Source organism: Nocardia gamkensis NBRC 108242, from assembly GCF_001612985.1.
Taxonomy (GTDB): Bacteria; Actinomycetota; Actinomycetes; order Mycobacteriales; family Mycobacteriaceae; genus Nocardia; species Nocardia gamkensis.
The window spans coordinates 1-20,625 of sequence record NZ_BDBM01000084.1 but is presented as its reverse complement, the minus strand read 5'-3'; the positions used below and the strand labels follow the sequence as shown (position 1 = coordinate 20,625).

Sequence of the window (20,625 nt, the reverse complement as noted above, 5' to 3'; positions counted from 1 at the left end):
GGGACAGACCGTGGCCGGAGGTGCGGTGAGCGACCGCGGCACGCACCGCCGCCCACGGGTCGAGCGCGGTGACCGGGGCGTCGGAGCCGATCGCCAGGGCGACGCCCGCGGAGGCCATGGCGGCGAACGGGTTCGACGCCGCCGCGCGCTCGGCGCCGAGCCGCGTGGCGTACATGCCCTCCGGCCCACCCCACGCGGCGTCGAATCCCGGTTGCACACTGGCGATCACACCCCAGCGCGCCAGGCGGGCGATGTGCTCGCCGTCGACGAGCTCGGCGTGTTCGACGCGATGCCCGAGCGCCGCGACCGCCGGGACGCCGAGTTCGGCGACCACCCGTTCGATACCGGCGAGGACGGCGTCCATGGCGGCGTCGCCGATCGCGTGGAATCCGGCCTGGATACCGGCGACGGTGCAGGCACGGACGTGGGCGGCGATCGACTCGGCATCGAGATAGCTTCGGCCGCAGCCTGATTCGTCGGCGTAAGGCGCACGCAGCCATGCGGTGTGCGAACCGAGGGAGCCGTCGACGAACAGGTCACCGCCGAGGGCGTGCACCCCGAGTTCGTCGATCAGGGCACGGGCCTGCTCGGCGCTGCCCACCGCCTCGCCCCAATAGGCCCGGACCTGGACACCGTGTTCGAATTCGAGCAGTTCGCGCACGTCGGCGCGGCCCGCGATCTCCGGGCCCGCGCACTCGTGGACCGCGACGACACCGCACGCAGCGGCATGGTCGAGTGCCGCGGCGCGCGCTCGATCCCGTTGCGCCCGGGTGAGATTCGCGAGCGCGGCGGCGCGCACCGCGTGATGGGCGGCGGCGCGCACGGGCTCGCCACGGGTGAATCCGTCGGTGGCGGGCAGTTCGGGCAGCGCGTCCAGCAACGCCGAGGACGCCACCGCGGAGTGCGCGTCCACCCGTGAGAGATAGACGTGCCTGCCCGCACCCGCCGCCGTCTCGAGTTCCTCGACGGTGGGCGGCCGTCCCTCCGGCCAGGTGGTCTCGTCCCAGCCGTCGCCCAGGATCGCGCCGTCGGGGTGTGCTTCGGCGAACTCACGCAGCAACCGCAGGCAGTGCTCGAGCGACCGGGTGGCCGAGAGGTCGAGCCCGGTCGGTTTCAAGCCCAGCGCGGTGACGTGCACGTGCGGATCGACGAACGCGGGGGCGACGAAGGCGCCGTCGAGGTCGATGATCTCGGCCTCCGGGTGCAGCGCGCGACCCGGTTGCTCGGCGCCCAGCCAGACGACGGTGCCGTCGCTCACCGCCATCGCCGTGGCGTCGGGTGAACTGGCACTGTAGAAACGACCGCCGATCAGCAACTGGGTACTCACGAGGCACCAGTCTGCCGCATACCCGATCCGGCGGTTTCGGTCAGCCGTTCAGCAGGGGGTGGCGCGCCAGATCCTCCGGCTGCGCCAGCACCGCCATCACTTCCGCGTATTCCGGCGGCGCACCGCCGGTTGCCGCGGCCGCCGGGGCCAGGCAGCCCGCCTCCACGGCGATCAGCTCCAGCCGCAGCGCCGCGGCCGTGAATCCGGAAATCGACTGTCCCGCAGCGGCCGCCGCTCGTTTGACCGCGGCAGCCAGCTCCTCGCTCACCGTTACGGTGAGTTGCTCGGTGGCCATCGCGCCACGATAGCCCTTCGCGGCGCGACAGGGAACCGGGTACGCCGACTCCGACGCTCAGGCCGGGGTGATCGCGCGGCGTGCGTTGCCCTGGCCGTCGTCGTACCACTGCCCCATGACGGCGCCGTCGACCACATCGCCTCCGTCGACGACCACGCCGCGATAGGGCGCGGCCGCTACGAGCCTGCGAAAGCGGCGCGCGGCGAAGGCCAGCACGAGGGGGCGCACCAGGACTCGTGTGGGAGGCAGCAGCAGGAGCAGGCCGAACAGCGAGGTGACCAGGCCGGGCACGAACATCAGCACCCCGCCCGCCGCGACCAGGGCGCCGTCGGCCACGGCGGTCCCTGGCGCCACTTCCCCGCGCGCGGCCCGGCGGAACTGCTCGAACACCCGCCGCCCCTGGGAGCCGACCAGCAGCAGGCCCGCGGCCGATCCGGCGATCAGCACCAGGATGGTCGGCAGCACGCCGATCAGCTGACCGGCCGCGACCAGGGCGGCGACTTCGACGACGACGTACAGCACGAACAACAGGGCGGGCATGGCGATCCTTTCGGACGATCTACCCGGTCAACGTTCCGCACCCGGGTTTTTCTCCCCGATCCGCCTGATAAGGCGCTGAGATCCGCCTCGCATCAGCCGCCCGGCCGCACCAGCCCCGTCTCGTAGGCCAGCACGACCGCCTGAACCCGGTCGCGCAGACCGAGTTTGGTGAGGACCCGGCCGACGTGTGTCTTGACCGTCGCCTCCGACAGGTACAACTGTTCGGCGATCTCGGCGTTGGAGCGTCCGGCCGCGATCTGCTCGAGCACCTCGCGCTCGCGGGCGGTGAGCACGTCGAGCACGCCCGGGTCGCGGGTCCGTGCCGGGTTCTCCGCGATGAGCCGGTCCAGCAGACGTTTGGTGACCTTGGGCGAGACCACGGCGTCACCGGCGGCGACGCTGCGGATGGCCGAGACGAGATCCTCCGGCGGAGTGTCCTTCAACAGGAATCCGCTCGCCCCCGCCCGAAGCGCGCCGAGCGCGTGCTCGTCGAGGTCGAAGGTCGTCATCACCAGCACCCGGCTGCCGTGCCCTGCCTCCACGATGCGGGTGGTGGCGACGACCCCGTCCACCACCGGCATCCGCACGTCCATCAGCACCACATCGGGGCGCAGTTCCGCCGCTGCGGCGACCGCCGCGGCGCCGTTGGGCGCCTCGCCGATCACTTCGATGTCGGGGTGCGCGCCGAGCACCATCTTCAATCCCATCCGCATGAGTTCCTGGTCATCGACGACGAGCACGGTGATCGGCACGCTGCCCAATGTAACGTGACCGCTTCGGCGCGCCGGGCGACCTGCGCCGTGACGGCTCGCGCGCACCCGGCCGTGGGAGACGAAACCCCGTGCGGCGCAGCGCTCTACACGTCGCGGAAGAATCCGGTGGCCCGGCTCACTCCGCAGCGACCGGTCGCAGCGGGATGCCGGCGTGCACGCGCCAGGCTCCGTCGGCGTCGCGGCCCGCTTCCAGGCTGCCGCCGAGCACGGCGACGCGTTCGCGCATCCCGACCAAGCCGAGCCCGCTGCCCTCGATGCGCGTGCCCGATTCGTGCAGCGGGACCCCACCGGTGTCGGTGACGTCGATCAGCACGTCGGCGTCGGTGCGGCGGACCCGCACCCACGCCTTCGGGTGCGGCCCGGCATGCCGCAGCGTGTTGGTCAGCGATTCCTGCACGATGCGATGCACGCCGAGGCTGACCTCGGGGGCGATGTCGTCGAGTTCGCCGGTCAGCTCGAGTTCCACGGCCAGACCGGTGCCCCGCATCATCTCCACGACCTTGGCGATGCCCGCGGTGCCGTGCTGGGGCAACTGGTCGGGAGCGTGTTCGGTGCGCAGCAGAGCCACGGTTCTGCGCAGTTCGCGCAGTGCTTCGCGGCCGGTGCCCGCGATGGTGGAGAGCGCCTGCTCGGCGGCGTCCGGGTCGCGGCGCAACGCGTATCTCGCGCCGTCGGCCTGCACGATGATCACGCTCACCGCGTGGGCCACCACGTCGTGCAGTTCCCGCGCGATGCGGGTGCGTTCGGCCGCGACGGCGTCGTGCGCGCGACGCTCCCGGTCGTAGTCGGCGACCGCGAGCCGGGCCGCCACCTCGGCGTCGTAGGCGTGCCGCGCGCCGATGAACTCCGCGAGCGTCCAGCACAAGGCGTAGAACATGATGGTGAACACGCTGTCGGAGCCGGAAGGTTTCCCGATCGCCACGATCGAGAGCGCGAGATCCACCGCCAGGCCGAGCCCGTACCACAGTCCGTCCCGCCGGCCGACGTAGGCGACCAGGGTGTAGAGCATGATGCCGTGCGACAGCATCGCGATGTGGTCGGCGTCGTCCTCGGACAGGAAGCCCACCAGCGTCGCCGTCAACGACAGGGCCAAGGTGGTGGCCGCCATGGCGCGGGGGTACACCCGGCGCAGGGTCAGCGGCAGCGGGAGCAGCACCCCGATGGCCAGGTAGGCGATCTTGTTGTGCGCGTTACCCACGCCGATGATCTCGAGCAGCACGAAGACCGCCGCGAGCACCGAATCGGCCACGACGGGCTTGCCCCGGAGCCACAGACTGAAACGACGCACGCGCTCAGCCTAGAGGCGCCCGGCTGGAAGGCAGGCGGGCTCCGTTGCGGACGGCGGGCGCGATTTCCGGCGCGACACGGCCGTCGAGTACCGGTCGAGGCGTCCGAGGGTTGCCCGCGCACGATATCGCGGCCGCACGCGCGCCGATCTCTCCAGGACGACGCGCATCCGGTCAGGACCGGGAAACCGATGGCAGGCGGAACACCCGGCCAAGCCTGGGTCTGGTTGTCTACCGGGGTGGAGATCGGAGACTGGGCGGTTCTGTTGACGGCGGCGACGGCTGCGGGCTGGGTGGACGCGGTGGTGGGTGGCGGCGGGCTGATCGTGCTGCCGACGTTGTTCGTGGTGGCCCCCGGCATCGCGCCGCAGACCGCGCTGGGCACCAACAAGCTCGCCGCGGTCGCCGGGACGAGCGCCTCGGTGCTGACCTTCGCGCGCAAGGTGCCGATGCGCTGGCGGGTGCTGCTGCCCGCGGCGATGATCGCCGCGGCGGCGGCCGCGGTGGGCGCCGCGGCGGTCTCGCTGATCGACCGCGAACTGTTCGTCCCGATCGTGATGGTGGTGCTGGTCGGCGTCGCCGTATTCGTGACGCTGCGTCCGTCGATCGGCGTCACCTTGGCCACTCATCCGCCCACCCGGCGCAAGATCGTGCTCACGGTGGCGCTGGCGGCGGGGGTGATCGGCTTCTACGACGGCCTGCTCGGTCCCGGCACCGGCACGTTCCTGATCATCACCTTCGCGACCCTGCTCGGCACCGAGTTCGTGCGGGCCGCCGCCATGGCGAAGGTGATCAACTGCGGCTCCAACGTCGGAGCGCTGATCTTCTTCGGGGCGACGGGGCACATCCTGTGGGCGCTCGGCGCGGGAATGGCCGTGGCGAACGTTCTCGGTGCCGTGGTCGGCGCGCGCATGGCGCTGCGCAAGGGCGCCGAGTTCGTGCGCGTCGTGCTGCTGGTGGTGGTGATCGGGATGGTGATCCGCTTGGGCTGGCAGCAGTTCGGCTGATCAGCCCACCGGTTCGGCGCGCTGGGTGGCGAGCCAGGGTTGCAGCACCCGCGATGTCGTCTCGTGAATCCTGCGCTGCAGCCGCTCGGCGTCCTCGACACCGGCCACCGGCTGCTGGAACAGCACGGTCAGCGCACCCGACACCGCGCCGACGACGGCGCCGACCAGGGCGGCGGCGCCGACCTCGTCGAGTTCGGCGGGAAACGCCTTGTGCAACTGTCTGGCGATCTCGCGCTGGGTGACCAACTGGGCGTGCGCGGCGCGGCCGCTCACCGCGGGCACGGTCCGCGACACCTGGGCGCGCAGCGCGCCTATCCGGGCGTAGAGGTCGTCGACGAGATGCTCGCCGGGATTGTCACCGGCGGCGCGCAACGCGCGCAGCAAGACCTCCACCGGCCGCTCCCCCGGTCGCCGGCTGGCGATGGCCGCCACCGCGGCGCGCACGCGCTGGTCGGATTCCGGGAAGAGCAACTCTTCCTTGCTGGCGAAATAGTTGAAGAACGTGCGGGTGCCGACGTCCGCCGCGGCGGCGATGTCGGCCACCGTGGTCTCCTCGTAGCCTCTGGTCTCGAACAGCTCGGCTGCGGCTTCCAGGATGGCTCGGCGGGTACGTTCGCGTTTGCGGTCACGAAGGGCGGATGGCGGCACGCGGGCACAGTACGGCATCCGGCGAGCAACACGCCGGAGGTACGGGTGTCGCGCGCGCCGTTCGCCCTGCGGCAGCGGCGTATTCCGCGCGAACCGGCACACGATGCATTCTCGCACGGCGTGTGATCACCGCGCCCGCACGCACTTGCGGCGCCACCGGCTAGGTTGGTGCGGGTGAGCATCGCGACTTCCAGAGACGTGGACGCCGAGTTCCTCGACCTGCCGCTGGCCGCGCTCGCCGACGCCGCCCTGGCCGCGGCGACGGCAGCCGGCGCCGAACACGCCGACCTGCGGGTGCATCGCCTGGTCACCCAGTCGATCCGCTTGCGCGACGGCCGGGTCGAGGCGGTCACCGACAGTACCCGACTCGGCCTGGCCGTGCGGGTGATCGTCGACGGCACCTGGGGTTTCGCCTCGCACGCCGCGCTGACACCCGACACCGCCGCCGAGGTGGCGCGTACCGCGGTCACCGTCGCGACCACGTTGCGGGCGCTCAACCGCGAACGCGTCGAGTTGGCCGACGAGCCGCGCTACGCCGACGCGCGCTGGGTCTCGGCCTACGACATCGACCCGTTCACCGTGCCGACCGGCGAGAAGCTGGCACTGCTGCAGGAATATTCGGAGCGGCTGTCGCACGCCGACGGGGTGGACCACGTCACCGCGAGCGTGCTGCAGGTCAAGGAGCAGACCTTCTACGCCGACACCGCGGGCTCGTCGATCACCCAGCAGCGGGTGCGGCTGCACCCGAGCCTCGAGGCGATCACGGTGGACACCTCGGCGGGAGTATTCGAGACGATGCGCACGCTGGCCGCGCCGGTGGGCCGCGGATGGGAATACGTCACCGGCGCCGACGGCGTGTGGGACTGGGACGGCGAACTCGCGCGTATCCCGGAGTGGCTGGCCGAGAAGGTGAAAGCGCCCAGCGTGCAGGCCGGGCCGACCGATCTGGTCATCGATCCGACCAACCTGTGGCTGACGATTCACGAATCGATCGGTCACGCCACCGAGTACGACCGGGCCATCGGCTACGAATCCGCCTACGCGGGCACCTCCTTCGCCACGCCCGACAAGCTCGGGTCGCTGCGCTACGGCACACCGATCATGCACGTGACCGGCGACCGCACCGAATCGCACGGGCTGGCCAGCGTCGGCTACGACGACGAGGGCGTCGCGGGGCAGCGCTGGGACCTGGTCCGCGACGGCGTCCTGGTCGGTTATCAACTGGATCGGGTTTTCGCGCCGCGCCTGGGTCTGCGGCGGTCCAACGGCTGCTCGTACGCGGACTCGGCGCATCACGTGCCGATCCAGCGGATGGCCAACGTCTCGCTGCAACCCGACCCGGGCCGCGACACCAGCACCGAGGAGTTGATCTCGCGGGTGGACGACGGTCTCTACATCGTCGGCGACAAGTCATGGTCGATCGATATGCAGCGCTACAACTTCCAGTTCACCGGCCAGCGGTTCTTCCGCATCCGCGGCGGGAAGCTGGACGGCCAGGTGCGCGACGTCGCCTACCAGGCCACCACCACCGAGTTCTGGGGGGCGATGGAAGCCGTCGGCGGACCGTCCACCTGGCAGCTCGGGGGCGCGTTCAACTGTGGCAAAGCGCAGCCAGGCCAGGTCGCCGCGGTCAGCCACGGCTGCCCGTCGATCCTGGTGCGCGGCGTGAACATTCTCAACACCCGGACGGAGGCCGGCCAGTGAGCGACGATCTGTTCCCCGCGAGCGCGACCGTGGAGCGGGCGCTGGCGCTGTCGCGCGCCGACGAGGCGATCGTGATCGTGCGCGACGAGCACGAGGCGTCGCTGCGCTGGGCCGGGAACTCCATGACCACCAACGGGTCGTCGGTGTCGCGGCACTGGGCGGTGGTCTCGGTGTTCCGCGAGGGACCTACCCTCGCCCGGGTCGGCACGATCGCCTCGACCAGTGTCGATCCCGGCGATATCGAGGCCGTGGTGCGGGCGAGTGAGGCGGCGGCGCGCGACGCCGAGCCCGCACGAGACGCGATGCCGCTGCTCGAGCCGGACGCCGCCGACGACGACTGGACCGATCCGGCGGGTGGCACCGGCATCGAGGTGTTCACCGATCTGGCCGACGGCCTGGCCGCCGGATTCGACAGCGCCGACCGGCTCTACGGCTTCGCCCACCATCAGATGCACACCACGTGGCTGGGCACTTCGACCGGCATCCGCCGCCGCTTCGTGCAGCCCACCGGTTCGGTGGAGATCAACGGAAAGCGCGGCGAAGGCGCGGATCTGGCCAGCGCGTGGGTAGGGGTCGGCACCGCGGACTTCACCGACGTCGACGTATCCGGCCTGCTCGCGGACCTGTCCCGCCGCCTGGACTGGGCCAAGCGCAAGGTCGAGTTGCCCGCGGGCCGCTACGAGACGTTGCTTCCGCCCTCGACCGTCGCCGACCTGATGATCTATCTGGCCTGGTCGATGGAGGGCCGGGGCGCGCAGGAGGGCCACACGGCGTTCGCGCGGGCGGGCGGGACCCGGGTCGGCGAGCGCCTGAGCGATATCCCGCTCACCCTCTACTCCGACCCGGACGCCCCCGGCCTGGAATACCGTCCGTTCGTGGCGGCGACCGCGTCGTCGGAATCGATGTCGGTGTTCGACAACGGCTTGCCCGCCGAGCGCGTCGACTGGCTGCGCGACGGCGTGATCTCCGCGCTGATCTATCCGCGCGCCAGCGCCGCCGAGTTCGACGCCCCCGCCACGGTTCCCGGCGAGAACCTGCTGCTCACCGGCGGTTCGGAAGCCACGATCGATGACATGATCGCGCGCACCGAGCGCGGTCTGCTGCTGACCACGCTGTGGTACATCCGCGAGGTCGACCCGGCGACGCTGCTGCTCACCGGACTCACTCGGGACGGGGTGTACCTCATCGAGAACGGCGAGGTCACCGCCGCGGTGAACAACTTCAGGTTCAACGAGAGCCCACTGGACCTGCTCCGGCGGGTGAGCGAGGCGGGCGCGACCGAACTCACGCTGCCACGCGAATGGAAGGACTGGTTCACCCGGACCGCCATGCCGCCCTTGCGGATTCCCGACTTCCACATGTCGTCGGTCAGCCAGGCGACCTGATCGGCGCGGGTCAGGCAGCGGGGGTGATCTCGATGCCGATGGTGCCGGACTTGCCGCGCCGCAGGTTGCTGCCGAGGATGACCAGCGGCCCGGTGAGCCAGTACTTGCGGCGCAGCAGTTTGCGCACCTGTTCGGTGCCCTCGGCGTCGAGCAGCCGCCCGGTCCCTTCGATCACCGCACCGCGTGGCTTGCCGGTGGCGTTGCACGCTTGCAGGGTGACCGCCGGATTGCGGCGCAAGCGCTTGACCTTCCAGCTGTCGGTGACGGTCCAGACGTACAGTTTGCCGTTGTCGGTCACCGCCCACACCGCGGTGCCGACGGGAGTTCCGTCCTTACGGAAGGTGGTCAGCAGCACGTAGTCGGCTTTGGCGACGGCGTCCAGCGAATTCGTCATGCCGGGCAGCGTATCCCGCGTCCCGGCGCGGGGAGTTGGGCGGGAAAGGCGGCCTGCTCGCCGACGACCTATTCCGGCATCCGGTACTCCCCCGCTTCCAGGCGCGCCAGCACGCCCTCGGTCCACGCCGACAGGTTCGCGAACACGCCGCTCCACAGTTCCAGCAGATCGGTCGCGTGCGGCGCTTCGTATCGCCCGGGAAAGTCCGGGATCATGGCCAGCAGATCGGCGCGCACCGCCGCACTGCGGCGGCTCTGTTCACGCAGCTTCGCGATGACGTGCGCCCTGGGCAGCGCGTCCATGAAGGCGATGCCCGCCCCGAGTTCCTCCATGTCGATGCTGATCAGCGCCTCGTCCATCAGCTTGCGGAATTCGGCCTCGCCCGCTGCGGTCAGCTCGAACAGCGTGCGCCCGGGGCCCTGGTCGCTGTTCTCGGTCGCGAACGCGCTCAGCTTCCCCTCCCGCGTGAGCTGCTTGAGCGCGTGATAGATCGAGCCGGGTTTGACATTCGTCCAGGTCTCGGCGCGCCAGGACAGCAGTTCCTGGCGCAGCGCGTACCCGTGTACGGGCTGACGCAGGCGCATCACCCCCAGCACCAGCAGGCGCACCACCGACATCGTGAACTCCTTTCGCCTCCCGGACCGCATGGTAGTCAAGTTTGACTTCCGGGCGGACAGGGGCCTACCTTTGCTAGTCAAAATTGACTACCGCAGGCAATCGGGAGGATCTCATGGCCGACACGGCGGTACCGCAGCTCTGGACCGACGACCTGGCCAGCACGCTGGATTTCTACAAAGCACTGGGTTACACGGTGACGCACGAGCAGACCCGCCCCTACGTCTACGGCGCGATAGAGGACCACGGCTGCGCCCTGCACTTCGTGCCCGCACCCAAGGACGGCGACGTCCCCGCCGAACGCGCGGGCTGTCTCGTCATGGTCGACGACGTCGCGAGCAGGCATCAGGCTTTCAGCACCGCGCTGCGCACCCGCTACGGCAAGGTCCCCGCGAAGGGGCTGCCCCGGATCACCCGCTTCCGGCCGGGCCAGTCCCGGTTCACCGTGGTCGATCCGGCGGGCAATCAGGTGATCTACATCCAGCGCGACGAACCCCCGGAAGTGGAATACGGCGGATCGAAGAAGCTGGACGGGCTGGCCAGAGTGCTGGACAACGCCCGGATCCTGCGTGATTTCAAGACCGACGACAAGGCCGCGTTCCGCGTGCTCGAGGTCGGTCTCGGCCGGTTCCGGGCCGAGGCGCCGCGGCTGGAGGTGGCCCGGGCGCTGGCGGCGCTCGCCGAACTGGCCGTCGCGATCGGAGAACCGGGTCGCGCCGAGCAGTTCCGCGACGGGTTGCGCGCGATGGAACTGTCCGCCGCGGAACGCGCGTCCATCGCCGGGGAACTGCGCGCCTCCGACGACCTGACGGCCTGGCTGTCGGAGACATAGCCGCCGGTCGGCGCACTCACGCCGCGGTCAGCACCTCCGGTCCGTCCGGGGTGATCGCGATGGTGTGTTCGGAGTGGGCGGTCCGTGAGCCGTCCGCCGAGCGGATGGTCCAGCCATCGGGATCGGTGACGATGCGGTCGGTCGTGCGCGCGAACCACGGTTCGATCGCGATGGTGAGTCCGGGCCGCAGCCGATAGCCGCGCCCGGGCCTGCCCGCGTTCGGCACGTGCGGATCCTCGTGCATGGTGCGGCCGAGGCCGTGTCCGCCGAACTCGGTGTTCACCGGGTAGCCGTACGCACGCGCCACCGCGGCGATGGCGGCGGAGATATCGCCGATGTGGTTGCCGGGCACCGCGGCCACGATCGCCGCGGACAGCGCCTCCTCGGTGGCCCGCACCAGCCGCACGTCCTTGTCCGCGGCGGAACCGGTCACCACCGTGGTCGCCGCGTCCGCGACCCAGCCATCGATCCCGACCGCGAGGTCGATACTCAGCACGTCACCGTCGCGCAGCGTGTAGTCGAACGGAAGTCCGTGCAGCACAGCGTCGTTCACCGACAGGCAGACGGTGTTGCGGAACGGCCCGCGCCCGAACGATGGCGCGTAGTCCCAGTAGCAGGACTGCGCGCCGCGTTCGCGGATGCGCTCGCGGACGTGGGCTTCGAGGTCGAGCAGATTCACTCCCACCCGCGCGCGCTCACGCAGCTCGGCGAGCACGCCGGCGACGAAACGCCCTGCCACTCGCATTCGCGCGATCTCCGCGGGGCTCTTCAACTCGACCATCAATCCTCCGTACGTCGGTATTTTAATACCACGATAGCCGTGCCGGTATTTTAATACCAATCGGGTCGCTTGCGGTGCTCACAGGCCGTCCGTAGCCTGAGCGCATGGTCCGGCTCCCGTTGACTCCCGCGCAGATCGAGGCAGGCCGTCGCCTCGGCGCCGCCTTGCGCGCCGCTCGCGCGGACCGCGAGCTCACCGAGGTCGCGCGGGCGGCCGGGATCTCCCCGGAAACGCTGCGCAAGATCGAGAGCGGCCGGCTGCCCTCTCCGGCCTTCGGCACCGTCGTCGCGTTGGGGCAGGCGCTCGCGGTCCCGCTCGACGATCTCGCCGACATCTGGCGCTCGGCGGGGCTCGCCGAATCCGCCTAGGGCAGATCGCCTGCCGTCCTCGGATCGATCGCGATGCCGACGGACGCGTCCGCGCCGCGCAGCAGCTTGTGGCCGCGAATGGCGAGCCGGCCGATGAGGCCGTATTTGCTCGCTACCAGGTCCCGGACCCGTTGCGTGCCCTCCGCGTCGAGGATGCGGGCGCTGCCCGGCAAGACCTCCTCCGCGGTCGGGCGGCCGCGCCCGTCGCAGACCTGCAGCGTGACGTCGGGATTGCGGCGGATCCGCTTGACCTTCCAGGTCTTCGGATTGGTCCAGACGACGATCCGGTCCCCTTCCGGAGCCACCCACACCGGTGTGCCGACCGGCGTCCCGTCCTTCTTGAAGGTGGTCAGCAGGACGGTCCTGCTCTGGCTCATCTCGTTCCACGTCATAGGGGAAACGGTAGACCCGAACATCGGCGCAGACATCCGACCGGAGAACGGTTCGCCGTTACGCGTTCGCGCGTAGCTCTCCGACGAACGTGGGCGGCGACGCGCTCGCTCCGCCGCCCACTCGACCACTACCCCCGATGCTTGCGGAAGAAGGCGCGGACGTCGGCCACGAACAGCTCCGGTTGCTCCGCCGCGGCGAAGTGTCCGCCCTCGCTGTATTCGGTGAAGTGCTCGATATGCCCCTCCGGATTCATCACCCGGCGCATCAACGGGTGCGTGCCGAACACCGCCCATCCCTGCGGCACCCCGGATGGCATCACCCAGTCCATCCCGGAATGCGCATTCTCCCAGAGGAATTGCGCCGCCGAGGCGCCGCTGCGGGTGAACCAGTAGATGCTGACATTGGTCAGTAGCAGGTCACGCTCCACCGCCTCACCCGCCGGCTGTGCCGGGTCGGTCCAGGCTTGGAACTTCTCCGCGATCCAGCCGAGCTGCGCGATGGGCGAATCGGTCAGGGCGGCTGCGATGGCGTTCGGCTGAGTGGTCTGCAGCGTCAGGTATCCCTTCTGCTGTGCCCACTTCTCCCGTTCGGCATCGATGGCGGCGAGCTCGTCGCCGGTGAGCCCGTCCGGCATCGGCAGTTGCTCGCCCACCAGCCCGAGTGTGCCCGGGTCGCTGTTCACATGCGTCGCTATCACCCGCTCCGGATGGGTGGCGGCCAGGCGTCCGGTGACGCCCGCGCCGATGTCGCCGCCCTGCGCCACGAATTTCTCGTAACCCAGCCTGCTCATCAGCTCCGCGAACGCCTCGGTCGTGCGCGCCAGCTCCCACCCCGTCGAGGCCAGCGGCGTGGAGAACCCGAACCCGGGCAGCGAGGGGATCACCACGTGGAAGGCATCCGCCGGGTCACCGCCGTGCGCCCGCGGATCGGTCAGCGGGCCGATCAGCTCCAGGAATTCCACCACCGATCCCGGGTAGCCGTGGGTGATCAGCAGCGGAATCGCGTCCGGCTCGGGCGAGCGCACATGGAAGAAGTGGATGGTCTGCCCGTCTATCTCGGTGGTGAACTGGGGGTGGGCGTTCAACCGCGCCTCCTGCGCGCGCCAATCGAATTCGTCACGCCAGTACTGCGCCAGTTCGCGCAGGTAGTTCGGCGCGATCCCGCGGTCCCAGCCCCCGTCGGTGCCGGGCACCACGTACGGCGAGCGCGCCCGGCCGAGCCGGTCCCGCAAGTCGTCGAGGTCGGCCTGGGGGATGTCGATGCGGAAAGGCCGGATCTGCTTCGTGTTCGTCATGAGAGCCACTTTTGCGGCAATTGCGGAAGACTTGCTTCCGCATTGTGCCGACTTCGTCGCACCGGTTTCCGGTCGGGTGCCGGGGACGCTGCGCGGGTACGGCGAAGAGCCGAGAATGGGTGTCATGATGGCGCGGCATCTCGAGGGCACAGCCGGCTCGGCGACACCCCGAGCGGCATCGGACGCGGATCGGCACCGCTCGCGCGGCGACCTGGTCTGGTACGCCGCGTACGGCTCCAATATGAGCCTGACCAGGCTGCGCACCTACCTTCGCGGCGGCAGGCCGGAGGGGGGAGCGCTCACCCTGCCCGGCTGCCGCGACCACGCCGACCCGATCCGCTCGATCCCCCTCCTGCTCCCGGGCGTGCTGTATTTCGCCACCGAATCGCTGACCTGGACCGGCGGCCGCGCCTTCTACGATCCGGGCTGCCCCGGCGAGATGGCCGTGCGCGCCCACCTGCTCACCACCGCCCAGTTCTCCGACATCGTGGCGCAGGAGATGTATCGCGCCCCTGGCACGGCGCTGAGCTCGACCGAGGTGCTCGAGACGGGGACGACCACGCTCGGTCCCGGCCGGTACGAGACCCTGGTCTGCACGGGAACACATACCGGTCACCCGGTGCTCACCTTCACCGCACCGTGGCGTTGTCGCGACGTTCGGGGCAATCCGCCCGCCGCCGCCTACCTGCGGCACCTGGCCGCGGGCCTGCGTGCCGCGCACGGCTGGTCCCGCCGGGCGACCGCGGGCTACCTCGCCACTCGTCCCGGCGCCGACCGGCGATGGACGCCCGAAGCGGTTCACGAACTGATCGGCGCGAAGCAGCCGCGACGGCGAACCTACGAGGAGACCGCGGCCGCCGGGGTCCAATCCCCGACCGGCGACTCGTCCTCGTTGTCCCGGTAGCTGCGGGCGACCAACGCGGCGCGCAGATACCAGACCCCGGAGGCCTGAGCCGGGTCGAATCCGGTGAGTTGACCGATGCGCTTGAGCCGGTAGTCCACGGTGTTGGTGTGGATGTGCAGCGATCGTGCGGTGCGCTGGCGATTCAGGTTCGTGCCGATATGCCGTTTGAGCGTTTCGAGGAGTTCGGGGTGCTCGTCGAGCGGATCGAGCAGCGTCCGGAGGGTTTCCAAGCCGGGGCCCGGCCGGGTGAGCTGGTATTCCAGCGCCAGGTCGTCGAATCGGAACAGCCCGCGTCTCCAGCGCAGCCGCTGCACCATGTCGAGCAGTTCGTGGGCGCGGTCGGCGGCCGTCGGCACCTCGACCGGCGCCGCGGCGATCACCGTCGCGACGATCGGCACCTGGGCCGCACGGCCGAGCCCCTCCACCAGGTCGTCGAGGGCCTTGTCCTCGAACGAGGCCGACGGCAGCAGGACGGTGCCGCCGTCCACGCTCAGCAGCGACAGCACCGCCTCCCCGCAGCGGGTCGCGAGTTCGGATTGCACCCTGCGCAGCTTCCGCCGCGCCACCACCGCACCGTCGAGTTGCGGATTGCGTTCGTCCGGATGGGGTGGAATCGCCAGCGCGAGAACCGAATACGAGTCGGCGATCTGGATGCCGCACTCACGGGCCATGGTGAAGGTGGGGTGTCCGCCGAGCAAGGCCGAGGCGAGGGTGTGCGCCGCCGTGTGATGCTCGCCGACCACCGCGCGCAACTCGGTCACGTAGGCGCGCGAGACGGTCGAGGTGATGGTGTCCAGGATCTCCAGCAGGCGGCGGCTGATGTCCTTGAGGCTGTCGAAGTCCGCGGCGGTCGCGTTCGCGACGATCAGGTCGAAGCCGAGCTTGAACCCTTCGTGCACGGCGTGGTGGATGGTGTCGATCGGGATTCCCTCACGCGCCCAGCCCGCCGCGGCGTTGCGCAGCAGCAGGGTCTTCTCCGGGATGTCGCTGCCGTCGAGCATGCTGACGGCCAGTTCCAGGCACAAGCGGGTGATGTTGGTGATGTCGCCGTTGAGCGCCTCGCCGGGGAGGGTCCGGCAGTGCGCGACGGTCTCGATGAAGTGGCCGACCATTTTGCGAGACAGATTCCGCACGTCCCGCAATGAAGAACTGGCCGGGCGGCCCGAGAGGGTCAGATCCGGGCCTGCCGAATCGGTGATGGACATGTGACTCCTTCAGTCCCCGATCACGGAAAGTACTCAACGGTAACTTGACCGGGTCGACGTGCCGAGGGTCGCGCCCCCGGTTGGGGACACCACCCGAACCACGCGGTGCGCGTCTGTGAAGCCTCACAAGTCGTATTCGCGCGGTCGAATTCTTTCGATCCCCGTCGTAACGTCGGTAGCAGCAGGGTCGCCGGGCGGAGGGAGGGCCATGAATATCGGCCCGCACGAGAAAGATCGGGACATCGCCGAGGTGTCCGCGAGATCCGATCGTGGCACCCGTCGCGGTGGTCCCGACGCGCTGATTCGAATGGGGCTGGAGCTGGCCCTCGTGCTGGTCGACGCGGCCGAGGCGGCCGGAAATCTCGCCCTCGGCCGATTCGAGCACGCGGCCACCCGGTGCGCCCAGGCGGGCATCCCGATCGAAGCGGTGCACGCCGTTCTGCGCGACAGCGTCGACGCGGGCCTCGCCGGGGCCGTAGCCGGTTCGCCCGAGCGACGCACCCCGCGCGACCAGGTCGAACCCGGTGTTCTCAGCGAATTCCTCGAGGCGCTGAACTCGGTCGTGGCGCGCAGTTACGCCAACTGATCCGACCGGGTCACGGTCCGCTCACAGCGCGGCGACGAGCGCCGCGCTATCCAGCGCGCATCCGTACCCGATGGTGATGCCGGAACCGCCGTGGCCGTAGTTGTGGACGACGGGCGTGCCTGGCAGCACGGCGGTGTCGAGTTCCACGCGGACTTCCCGGCGACCGGGGCGCAGTCCCACCACGGTTTCCAGCACTTCGCTGCCCGCGAGAGCGGGAACCAGATCGCGGCAGCGCCGCAGGATCGATCGAGTGAGGTCGGGAGCCGGCGCCGTGTCCCACTCGCCGATGTCCAGGGACCCGCCCAGCACGCAGTCGTTCGCGCGCGGATGGACGTAGGCACGGCCGAGCGGATGCGCCTCGTCGCGGACCGAGACGGACAGTCCGGGATTCGCGACCCGCACGATCTGACCCCGGATCGGATACGCCTCCCGGTCGCCGACCAACTCGGCGGCCCGCAGGCCTGCGCAGTTGATCACGGCATCCGGTGACAGGTCGGCGAGCTCGTCGAGCCGTCGCACAGTGCGGCGGACGCGGTGCGCGCCCGCCGCGTCCACTTGCGCGCTGAGGAAGGGCAAGTAGGTCGGCATCTCCACCAAGGGAACTTCGAAACGGAACCCGAATCGGTAGCCCGGCGGCAGTTCGGCGGGATCGGCCGAGCGGAACGAGCGCACCGATCGCGACCACGCCGGTATCGGGGGTTCGTCGCGATACAGCGCCATCGACGAGCACATCCGCACACCCGGCGCGCCCGCGGCGGCCAACCCCGCCAAGTGCTCGAAAGTGATCTCGCCCCAGGCCCGCACACGATCGGCGGGGCCCGCGGCGGTCGGAAACCAGACCGCGGCGGCCAGGAAGGACGTCGTCGCCGTGATCGGCCCGGCGCTGACGATCACGACCTCGTGCCGCGCCCGGAGCAGTTCGGCCGCGGTGGACAGACCCGTGATGCCCGAGCCGAGGACGACGATCCGCATGAGGGCGACATTATCGACCCCCGCCCGCAGGGGCTGTTGCCCCAGCACCGCCCGTGGGGAGCCGTGCGTTTCGGCTGACTAGCCGGGGCGCCCCTGGGTATTGCCCGCACATGGACGATGGGCGCCTGACGGTCGGCGTAGAAGAAGAGTTCCTGCTTGTCGACCCCCGTACCGGCGAGCCGCTGGCACGCAATGTGGAAGTGGCGCGCACCGCCGAGGAGATCGGGGTCGACCTGCAACTCGAGCTGACGCGCTGTCAGGTGGAAACCAGCACGGCGGTCCACACCGATATCGGCGCACTGCACCGGCAGTTGCGGGAATTGCGCCGCGATATCGCCGCCTGCGCCGAGCGCAACGACGCACGCCTGCTCGCCGTCGGCATCCCGCCCACCGTCCCGCACGAATTCCCCGTCACCGATACGCCGCGCTACCAGCGCATCGCCGAGAACTTCGGCATGCTCGCCCATGAGCAGGGGCTGTCGGGCTGCCATGTGCACGTCGGCGTCCCCGACGCCGAAACCGCGGTGCAGGTCAGCAACCATTTGCGACCGTGGCTGCCGCAACTGCTGGCGATGACCGCGAATTCGGCCATCTACCGCGGCACCGAGACCGGATTCGCCAGCTGGCGCAGCATCCTGTGGCGGCGCTGGCCCAGCGCGGGGCCACCGCCGTATTTCGAGTCCGCCCGTGACTACGAGGCGATGGTCGCGATGATGCTCAACAGCGGCAGCATCCTGGACAAGCAGATGGTCTACTGGGACGTTCGCCCGTCGGTCTCGTTCCCGACCGTCGAAGTGCGGGTGAGTGACATCCCCGCCACGGTCGAGGAGACCGCGCTCTTGGCGGCGCTGGTGCGCGCCATCGTCGTCACGGCGCGGAAATCGTTGGCCGCGGGGCAGATCGCACCGCCGGTCCCCGCCGAAGTGCTGCGGGCGGCGTACTGGAAAGCCGCCCGTTCGGGACTGGACGGCGACGGTGTGGATCCCTATGACAGCAATGTGGCGCCGGTGCGCGATTTGCTGTTCCGGCTGATCGAGCACGTGGCCCCCGCGCTGGACGAGGCAGGCGACCGGCAGTTCGTCGACGAGGCGTTCGCACACCTGCTCGCGCGCGGCAACGGCGCGCATCGGCAGGTCGCGGCGCTGCGGGCGCGCGGCGAGATCGATGACGTCGTCGAGGAGGTCGCGCGCGCGACTCTCGAAGGGTGCGACTAGCCAGGGGCGTCTCGGCGCAGGCACCGGTGGGTCGAAGACGCTCAGCCCAGCGTGACGGTCGCGATCTGCGGCGAGGTCGGGCGAGGCGATCCTTTCGCGGGTTCGATGGTGACGGCGACGACATCCGCGGGATCGAATCCGGTCGTCACGCCCGCCTGCGGCACGCCGGTCAACACTCCCGCCGAACGCGGCGTACCCGCCGGTGTCACGACCCAGAGCTGATATGCCCGGCCGGGCGGTGGCGCGGGTACCGCGTCGAAGGTGACCGCCACCGCGCCGAGCCGGTCGGAGGTGCTCACTGTCAGCCTGCCGCCGACGGACAGTTCGATCACCCGGGAACGCGCGTCCGGTTGCCTCGAAACCTGGTCGGCCGTGACCGCCGCGGCATGCGACCCCGCGATCCGCTCGGCCACCACCACGGCGCCCGCCCCGGCCGCGACGGCCACCGCGGCGGCCACCACCAACTGTGCGAGGCGGCGACGGGCGAGGATTTCGCGACGGCGACGCGCGCCGGGACGCGAGTCGTCGATCGCCGCGAGGATCTTCGACTCCAGGGTCGGTGGAGGATTCACCGCGGCGGTCGCGCTCAGTGCCGCCAGGGTCTCCCGGATCCCGTGCACCGCCGCCGCGAACGCCGCGGCCGTGCCGGAATCGGTCTTCGCAAGGCGGTTTTCGATGCGCCTGCGCTCGATCTCGGCGACCGCGTCCATCGCGAAGGGATACGCCAGGTCGAGCAGATCCGCGCGCGAGGTCTCGGTACCGGTCATCGCCGGTCACCTCCGGTCGGTAACCGTGGGTGCGCTCCATTCACCCGTAGAACGCTCGCCACTACCTCCGCACGCGAACCGTCCCTGGACTCCGCAGGCGAACGACCGCGCGTGGTGGGACCCGCGCCGCGGTTTCGGCGCACCTGCCCTGTGCCAACCCGCATGCCTTGACTTCGCGGCGAACGGCCTCGCGGATTGGATTCTCGCCATATCCGGCACGAACACGGGTACGCTGCTCGTCCGCCGGAATCGTCCCTATCGTCTCGGTCATTGCGTTGCCGGGCGCACGTAAGGCCGCGCGCTACGACCCGGGGCACATCCACGCTCGACGGCGGAACCCGACCGCTTTCCGACGCAGAGGAGAACACCGATGCTCACCGTGCTCCGCGATGAACGCGACGTCCCGCTCGAGCACGTCACCGTGGCGCTGGGCTGGGACCCCGCCACCCGTTCGCGCTTGCTCGGCCGGCGCAAGGAGATCGATCTCAACGTCGCGGCCCTGCTCTTCGCCGCGGACCGGCTCGTAGACGTGGTGTATCACGAGCAGCTCACCTCGACGGACGGGGCCGTCCGCCTGCACGGCGACAGTCTCACCGGAGAAGGGGAGGGCGACGACGAGGTCATCAGCGTGGACCTGTCGCGCCTCTCCCCACACGTCACCACCATGCTGTTCCTCATCACCAGCTACACCGGCCGGACGCTCGATCGGATCGCGAACGCCTACTGCCGGGTGATCGATACCGCGGCGGGTACCCAGCTCGCCCGCCACGAGCTGACCGGCGGCGGCTCGCACACCGGCATGGTGCTCGGTCGAGTGCGTCGCGCCGGTGGCGGCTGGCACTTCGAGGGCATCGGCGCGGGCTTGCAGGCGCGGCACCCGGTCGAGGCCGTTCCGCAGATCGGCGCCTACATCGAGTGACCTCCCAGCGATTTCGTTTGCACCGCAATCGCTTCGGAGACCGTCGGCGCCCGGCGATCGTGGGTGGGTCCTCCCCCGCGCGCCGGTTACCCGAGCCGCGTCCGACCGGCCCGATGTCCGATTGGAATCCGGTCGCGCGGGTAGTCGCGGTGGAGGAGGTGTGACATGCCGAAGGAGGTCTCATGACCGAGACGACACAGATTCGGCCGCCCGCGAACGCTCGGTCGGTCACCGAACTGGTGGAGGACGCCACCGCACAGGTGTCCCGGCTCATCCGCGACGAACTACAGCTCGCCCGTGTCGAGATGCGGGAGAAGGGCAAGCGGTTCGGGCTCGGTGCCGGCTTGGCGGGGGTCGGGGCGCTGCTGGCGTTCTACGGCGGCGCGGCGTTGGTCGCCGCCGCGGTGCTCGGCCTC

Annotated in this window: 24 protein-coding genes; 10 read left to right on the top strand and 14 right to left on the bottom strand. The window is 70.2% G+C overall.

The features are described 5' to 3' along the window. From NG1_RS33990 to NG1_RS33970, 5 genes are all read right to left on the bottom strand, one after another. Positions 1 to 1,327, bottom strand: a 1,327-nt coding sequence (locus NG1_RS33990; RefSeq protein WP_062977844.1) for an amidohydrolase, incomplete at its 3' end; no start/stop codon positions are given. 40 nt (positions 1,328 to 1,367) lie between these two features. Beyond that, the gene (locus NG1_RS33985; protein WP_062977842.1) at positions 1,368 to 1,622 is read right to left on the bottom strand and encodes a ribbon-helix-helix protein, CopG family; all 255 of its coding nucleotides are present in this window, start codon (positions 1,620 to 1,622) and stop codon (positions 1,368 to 1,370) included. Between the two features lie 57 nt (positions 1,623 to 1,679). Then, positions 1,680 to 2,162, bottom strand: coding sequence for an FxsA family protein (locus NG1_RS33980; protein ID WP_062977839.1), 483 nt, complete (start codon positions 2,160 to 2,162; stop codon positions 1,680 to 1,682). Between the two features lie 92 nt (positions 2,163 to 2,254). Next, positions 2,255 to 2,914 carry a response regulator gene (locus NG1_RS33975; RefSeq protein ID WP_062977850.1) on the bottom strand — a complete coding sequence of 220 codons (660 nt, stop codon included), beginning with the start codon at positions 2,912 to 2,914 and terminating at the stop codon, positions 2,255 to 2,257. A 136-nt stretch (positions 2,915 to 3,050) separates the two neighbouring features. Then, positions 3,051 to 4,223, bottom strand: a complete 1,173-nt coding sequence (locus tag NG1_RS33970) for a sensor histidine kinase (protein ID WP_062977837.1) — start codon at positions 4,221 to 4,223, stop codon at positions 3,051 to 3,053. 237 nt (positions 4,224 to 4,460) lie between these two features. Between NG1_RS33970 and NG1_RS33965 the strand changes: the two genes are divergently transcribed. Next, a complete protein-coding gene (locus NG1_RS33965) occupies positions 4,461 to 5,228 on the top strand; it encodes a TSUP family transporter (protein WP_062977836.1) in 768 nt (255 codons plus the stop codon). Here the strand turns inward: NG1_RS33965 and NG1_RS33960 are convergent, their stop codons facing one another. Then, entirely contained in the window at positions 5,229 to 5,876 is a 648-nt protein-coding gene (locus tag NG1_RS33960; RefSeq protein WP_245660173.1) for a TetR/AcrR family transcriptional regulator, read from the bottom strand. A 174-nt stretch (positions 5,877 to 6,050) separates the two neighbouring features. Here NG1_RS33960 and NG1_RS33955 point away from each other — a divergent pair, with 174 nt between their 5' ends. Further along, positions 6,051 to 7,580: a TldD/PmbA family protein gene (locus NG1_RS33955; RefSeq protein ID WP_062977834.1), complete on the top strand. Its 1,530-nt coding sequence runs from the start codon at positions 6,051 to 6,053 to the stop codon at positions 7,578 to 7,580. Beyond that, the gene (locus NG1_RS33950; protein ID WP_245660172.1) at positions 7,577 to 8,965 is read left to right on the top strand and encodes a TldD/PmbA family protein; all 1,389 of its coding nucleotides are present in this window, start codon (positions 7,577 to 7,579) and stop codon (positions 8,963 to 8,965) included. The genes NG1_RS33955 and NG1_RS33950 overlap by 4 nt, the downstream gene beginning before the upstream one ends. Positions 8,966 to 8,975: 10 nt before the next feature. On the opposite strand, the gene NG1_RS33945 is transcribed toward NG1_RS33950, so the two are convergent. Both NG1_RS33945 and NG1_RS33940 read right to left on the bottom strand, forming a co-directional pair. Next, positions 8,976 to 9,359 carry a PPOX class F420-dependent oxidoreductase gene (locus NG1_RS33945; RefSeq protein WP_062977832.1) on the bottom strand — a complete coding sequence of 128 codons (384 nt, stop codon included), beginning with the start codon at positions 9,357 to 9,359 and terminating at the stop codon, positions 8,976 to 8,978. 68 nt (positions 9,360 to 9,427) lie between these two features. Beyond that, the gene (locus tag NG1_RS33940; protein ID WP_062977831.1) at positions 9,428 to 9,976 is read right to left on the bottom strand and encodes a PadR family transcriptional regulator; all 549 of its coding nucleotides are present in this window, start codon (positions 9,974 to 9,976) and stop codon (positions 9,428 to 9,430) included. A 113-nt stretch (positions 9,977 to 10,089) separates the two neighbouring features. Between NG1_RS33940 and NG1_RS33935 the strand changes: the two genes are divergently transcribed. After that, entirely contained in the window at positions 10,090 to 10,806 is a 717-nt protein-coding gene (locus NG1_RS33935) for a DUF8817 family protein (protein WP_062977828.1), read from the top strand. Positions 10,807 to 10,822: 16 nt separating this feature from the next. Here NG1_RS33935 and map read toward each other — a convergent pair whose 3' ends face one another. Further along, complete coding sequence (gene map / locus NG1_RS33930; RefSeq protein ID WP_062977826.1) at positions 10,823 to 11,587, bottom strand: type I methionyl aminopeptidase; 765 nt, start codon at positions 11,585 to 11,587, stop codon at positions 10,823 to 10,825. Between the two features lie 104 nt (positions 11,588 to 11,691). Between map and NG1_RS33925 the strand changes: the two genes are divergently transcribed. Continuing rightward, positions 11,692 to 11,955 (top strand): helix-turn-helix domain-containing protein, encoded by a 264-nt coding sequence (locus NG1_RS33925; RefSeq protein WP_062977824.1) that lies wholly within the window; start codon positions 11,692 to 11,694, stop codon positions 11,953 to 11,955. Here NG1_RS33925 and NG1_RS33920 read toward each other — a convergent pair. Both NG1_RS33920 and NG1_RS33915 read right to left on the bottom strand, forming a co-directional pair. Then, positions 11,952 to 12,347 (bottom strand): PPOX class F420-dependent oxidoreductase, encoded by a 396-nt coding sequence (locus tag NG1_RS33920; protein WP_084499395.1) that lies wholly within the window; start codon positions 12,345 to 12,347, stop codon positions 11,952 to 11,954. The two genes, NG1_RS33925 and NG1_RS33920, sit on opposite strands and share 4 nt — an antisense overlap. Before the next feature lie 128 nt (positions 12,348 to 12,475). Next, entirely contained in the window at positions 12,476 to 13,642 is a 1,167-nt protein-coding gene (locus NG1_RS33915) for an epoxide hydrolase family protein (protein WP_062977820.1), read from the bottom strand. A gap of 124 nt (positions 13,643 to 13,766) precedes the next feature. On the opposite strand from NG1_RS33915, the gene NG1_RS38690 reads away from it, so the two are divergent. Then, positions 13,767 to 14,546: a histone deacetylase gene (locus tag NG1_RS38690; protein WP_245660171.1), complete on the top strand. Its 780-nt coding sequence runs from the start codon at positions 13,767 to 13,769 to the stop codon at positions 14,544 to 14,546. On the opposite strand, the gene NG1_RS33905 is transcribed toward NG1_RS38690, so the two are convergent. Then, positions 14,480 to 15,751: a PucR family transcriptional regulator gene (locus NG1_RS33905; RefSeq protein WP_062977818.1), complete on the bottom strand. Its 1,272-nt coding sequence runs from the start codon at positions 15,749 to 15,751 to the stop codon at positions 14,480 to 14,482. The two genes, NG1_RS38690 and NG1_RS33905, sit on opposite strands and share 67 nt — an antisense overlap. Positions 15,752 to 15,959: 208 nt before the next feature. On the opposite strand from NG1_RS33905, the gene NG1_RS33900 reads away from it, so the two are divergent. Further along, entirely contained in the window at positions 15,960 to 16,337 is a 378-nt protein-coding gene (locus NG1_RS33900; RefSeq protein ID WP_062977816.1) for a hypothetical protein, read from the top strand. A 21-nt stretch (positions 16,338 to 16,358) separates the two neighbouring features. On the opposite strand, the gene NG1_RS33895 is transcribed toward NG1_RS33900, so the two are convergent. Continuing rightward, a complete protein-coding gene (locus NG1_RS33895) occupies positions 16,359 to 17,309 on the bottom strand; it encodes an FAD-dependent oxidoreductase (RefSeq protein ID WP_062977814.1) in 951 nt (316 codons plus the stop codon). A 110-nt stretch (positions 17,310 to 17,419) separates the two neighbouring features. On the opposite strand from NG1_RS33895, the gene NG1_RS33890 reads away from it, so the two are divergent. Continuing rightward, positions 17,420 to 18,523: a glutamate--cysteine ligase 2 gene (locus tag NG1_RS33890; RefSeq protein WP_062977812.1), complete on the top strand. Its 1,104-nt coding sequence runs from the start codon at positions 17,420 to 17,422 to the stop codon at positions 18,521 to 18,523. A gap of 41 nt (positions 18,524 to 18,564) precedes the next feature. Here the strand turns inward: NG1_RS33890 and NG1_RS33885 are convergent, their stop codons facing one another. After that, entirely contained in the window at positions 18,565 to 19,290 is a 726-nt protein-coding gene (locus NG1_RS33885) for an anti-sigma factor (protein ID WP_062977810.1), read from the bottom strand. Between the two features lie 370 nt (positions 19,291 to 19,660). On the opposite strand from NG1_RS33885, the gene NG1_RS33880 reads away from it, so the two are divergent. Further along, positions 19,661 to 20,209: a TerD family protein gene (locus tag NG1_RS33880; RefSeq protein WP_062977808.1), complete on the top strand. Its 549-nt coding sequence runs from the start codon at positions 19,661 to 19,663 to the stop codon at positions 20,207 to 20,209. Between the two features lie 182 nt (positions 20,210 to 20,391). Then, positions 20,392 to 20,625 (top strand): phage holin family protein (locus NG1_RS33875; RefSeq protein ID WP_169812357.1); only part of this gene is annotated, 234 nt, incomplete at its 3' end.